This is a genomic window from Kribbella albertanoniae, assembly GCF_004348455.1.
Classification (GTDB): Bacteria; Actinomycetota; Actinomycetes; order Propionibacteriales; family Kribbellaceae; genus Kribbella; species Kribbella albertanoniae.
Genome location: NZ_SMKA01000451.1, coordinates 1 through 3,400 on the forward strand (window position 1 = coordinate 1; position 3,400 = coordinate 3,400).

The 3,400-nt window shown below is 65.5% G+C and carries 3 protein-coding genes; all 3 read left to right on the top strand.

What is annotated here, in order from left to right:
* Positions 1-1,485 (top strand): peptide ABC transporter substrate-binding protein (locus E1261_RS43880; RefSeq protein ID WP_132416171.1); only part of this gene is annotated, 1,485 nt, incomplete at its 5' end.
* Positions 1,482-2,408 (top strand): ABC transporter permease, encoded by a 927-nt coding sequence (locus E1261_RS43885; protein ID WP_132416173.1) that lies wholly within the window; start codon positions 1,482-1,484, stop codon positions 2,406-2,408. The genes E1261_RS43880 and E1261_RS43885, both read left to right, overlap by 4 nt.
* Positions 2,401-3,297: an ABC transporter permease gene (locus E1261_RS43890; RefSeq protein WP_132416174.1), complete on the top strand. Its 897-nt coding sequence runs from the start codon at positions 2,401-2,403 to the stop codon at positions 3,295-3,297. The genes E1261_RS43885 and E1261_RS43890 overlap by 8 nt, the downstream gene beginning before the upstream one ends.
* Positions 3,298-3,400: the final 103 nt, after the last annotated feature.

Consider the following 3,400-nt stretch of genomic DNA (forward strand, 5'->3'; position numbering starts at 1 on the left):
GCGGCCGACCCGCTGGAGTACATCAACCCGCTGAACGAGAACGGCAGTCCGGGGATCCAGCTGGCGATGGCGATCTTCGCCCCGCTGGTCACCACGGACCCGAACACCGGCAAGTTGCTGAACGTGATGGCCGACTCGGTCACGCCGGACAAGATCAGCCAGACCTGGACGATCAAGCTCAAGCCCGGCAACACCTTCCAGAACGGTCAGCCGCTGACCGCGAAGGACTACGTCGACAGCTGGAACCTGACCGCCCAGGGCTCGAACGCGTGGAAGAACAACGGCTTCTTCTCCAAGGTCGAGGGCTACGAGGCGCTGAACCCGGAGACTCCGGACGGCGCGACGCCGAAGCCGACCTCGGTGAAGGCGCTGAGCGGCCTGAAGCAGGTCGACGACCTGACCTTCACGGTCAAGCTCAAGGTGCCGTTCTCGCAGTTCGGCCTGACGCTGCAGTACCTCGGCCTGGCGCCGCTGCCGGAGGAGGTCCGCAAGGACCCGGACGCCTACAAGCGCAAGCCGATCGGCAACGGGCCGTACAAGCTCGCCGCCGAGTGGAACGCCGGTGACGACATCAAACTGGCGAAGTGGGACGGGTACAAGGGCGCGCTGGTGCCGGAGGCCGACTCGATCACCTACCGCTTCATCCCGAACGCGGACACGGCGTACAACGAGTTCCTGGCCGGCAACATCGACTTCGTCGACGTGCCTTCGACCAAGGTGAAGAGCTTCAAGGACGACGCCCCGGACAAGTGGGTGACCAGCATCAGCTCCGGCGCGAACTACCTGACGCTGCCCGCCTGGGACCCGCGTTTCAAGAACCCGAAACTGCGGCACGCGTTCTCGATGGCGATCGACCGGAAGGCGTTCGCCGATCTGATCGGGCTGTCCGAGCCGGCCAAGGCGCTGGTCGCGCCGGACATGGACGGCTACCGCGCCGACGCCTGCAAGTACTGCGACTTCGACCCGGCCAAGGCCAAGCAGCTGCTCGCCGAGGCCGGTGGCTTCTCCGGCCCGGTCAACATCAACTACAACACCACGTCCGCGACCGGCCAGATCAACGCCGAGGCGATCGGCAACATGATCCGGCAGAACCTCGGCCTCGAGGTCAAGTACACCGGCAAGCAGGGCTCCGAGATCACCGAGCTCGCCGACACCCGCAAGCTGGACGGCCTGCGGTTCAGCGGCTGGGGCCACGACTACCCGTCGATCGAGGACTACCTGACGCCGATGTTCAAGTCCAACGGCGACGCGAACTTCTCCGGCTACAACAACCCCGCGCTGGACGCCGTACTGGCCAAGGGTGACGCCGAACCGGACCCGGAGAAGGCGATCAAGCTCTACCAGCAGGCCGAGGACATCGCGCTCGAGGACATGCCGCTGATCCCGCTGTTCACCAAGTCCAACGCCTACCTGCACTCGGACAAGATCGAGCCGCGGGTCTCCAAGTACGTCGGTGTCTCGGCCCTCTGGGCAACGTTTAAATGATCCGGTACGTCCTTCGCCGTGTCATCGCGGCGATTCCGATCGGTGTGATCGTCACGCTGGGGGTCTTCGCGCTCGTCTTCGCGATGCCCGGGGACCCCCTGCGGGAGCTGGCCGGTGACAAGCCGATCCCGGCCGCCGTGATGGCGGCCAAGCGGGCCCAGTTCCACCTCGACGATCCCTTCATCGTCCAGTACCTGCTGAGTATGAAGGACATCCTGACCGGCAACTTCGGTACGACGTTCGCCGGCGCCGACATCGCCGACCAGCTCCGGCTGCGAATCCCGGTGACGCTGAAACTCACGCTGCTCGCCAATGCGTTCCAGTGGACGTTCGGGCTGCTGTTCGGGATCTACGCCGGCTTCAAGCGGAACGGGTGGGTGGACCGATCGTTGCTGCTGGCAACACTCGTGCTGCTGGCGGTGCCGGGGCTGGTGGCGTACTTCGCCGCGCAGTTCGTGTTCGGGGTGCAGCTCAAGTGGTTCCCCGTTTCCGGCGTGCTGGAAGGCTTTCCGTCGTCGTACCTGCTGCCTGCGCTCGTGATCGGCCTGCTCGGGTTCGCCGGGCTGGCCCGGTTGATGCGGACGTCGATCGTGGAGACGGTGAACGCCGACTTCGTGAAGACCGCCCGGGCCAAGGGCCTGGGCGAGCAGCGGGTGCTGTGGCGGCACATCCTGCCGAACGCGCTGCTGCCGGTGGTCACGTTCATCGGCCTCGACCTGGCCGGCATGTTCGGCGGGGCGATCATCACCGAATCGATCTTCAACCTGCCCGGGCTCGGGCAGTTCATGTTCCAGGCGATCAAGCTGAAGGAGGGCGGTGTCGTGGTGCTGCTGTCGACCCTCGCGTTCCTGTCATTCATCCTGATCAACCTGCTGGTGGATCTCCTCTACGGAATCCTGGACCCGAGGGTGCGCCATGTCTGACGTCACAGCGGTGGTCAGCGCCGAGGCCCAGGAGCTCGGCGACGGGCGGACCCTGTCGAACCGCGAGCTGCTGCGGGCGCTGGTACGCAAACCGCAGTTCGTCCTGTGCAGCCTGCTGCTGCTCGCGTTCTTCACGATGGCCGCGGTGCCGAAGCTGTTCACCTCGGCCGACCCACGCTTCTGCGAGCTCGGCAAGAGCCGCCAAGGACGCGGCCCCGGTCATCCGTTCGGCTTCGACATCCAGGGCTGCGACTACTTCGCCAACGTCGTGTACGGCGCCCGCCCGTCGGTCCTGGTCAGTATCTGCGCCAGCTTCGGGGTGTTCGTTCTCGCCGGATCGTTCGGTCTGCTCGCCGGCTACTTCCCGGGTTTCATCGACGCACTGATCTCCCGGACCGCGGACGTCCTGTTCTCGATCCCGGGCCTCGTCGTCCTGATCGTGATCCTGAACTCGGTGCCGAACCGCAGTATCTGGATCATCGTCGGCGTCATCCTGCTGATCGGCTGGCCGGGCGGCATGCGGTTGATGCGGGCAACGGTCTTCTCCGTGCGCAATCGCGAATACGTGCTGGCCGCGCGATCGATCGGCGTACCGCCGGTGCGGATCCTGCGCAAACACGTGTTCCCGAATGCCATGGCACCCCTGCTCGCGATGACCACCCTGGGAATCGGCGGCATGGTCGGTCTGGAGGCCGCGCTCACCTTCCTCGGTGTCGGCCTGCAACCACCATCGATCTCGTGGGGATCACAGTTCGGCGTGGCTGCGTCGTACCGGGACACCCCGCACCTGTTCATCTGGCCGGCGTTGTTCATCTCCACGATGACGATCTCGTTCATGATCATCGGCGACTCGATCCGGGACGCCCTCGACCCGAAGCTGATGCGATGACTACCGGTGAAGTGTTGCTCAAGGTGGAGAACCTGAGCGTCGAGTTCGATACCCCGCGTGGGCCGGTGCGGGCGGTCGACGGGGTGTCGTGGCAGGTGCGGGC